Here is a 320-nt window from a genome sequence, read left to right as displayed (position 1 = left end):
TATCCACCGCATGGATGCGCACGGCATTGCCGCCTTCGCGGGCGGCCTGGTACAGCGCATCCTCGGCATGGTCGAGCAGGCGCGAGGCGCTGCTGGCATGCTCCGGGCACAGGCTCACGCCCAGCTTGCCGGTCATGAACAGCGTGTACGGCAGCACCGACAGCGGCAGTTCCATCTGCTGGCGGATCTCCTCGGCGAAATCCTCCGGCAGCGGCACGTCGTCGGTGCGTGGCACGGCGATCAGGAACTCGTCGCTGCCATGCCGCCACAGCTTGCCGCGCCCACGCAGGTAGGATTGCAGGCGCTGGGCCACCAGCACC

At 68.4% G+C, this 320-nt stretch carries 1 protein-coding gene; it reads right to left on the bottom strand.

The genetic code is table 11. The features are described from left to right. On the bottom strand, positions 1 to 320 hold a 320-nt coding region (locus tag EN804_RS35880), incomplete at both ends, for a GGDEF domain-containing protein (RefSeq protein WP_135922390.1).

It is taken from the genome of Mesorhizobium sp. M8A.F.Ca.ET.161.01.1.1 (assembly GCF_004792105.1).
GTDB lineage: Bacteria > Pseudomonadota > Alphaproteobacteria > Rhizobiales > Rhizobiaceae > Mesorhizobium.
This window is presented reverse-complemented; position numbering and strand designations above follow the sequence as displayed.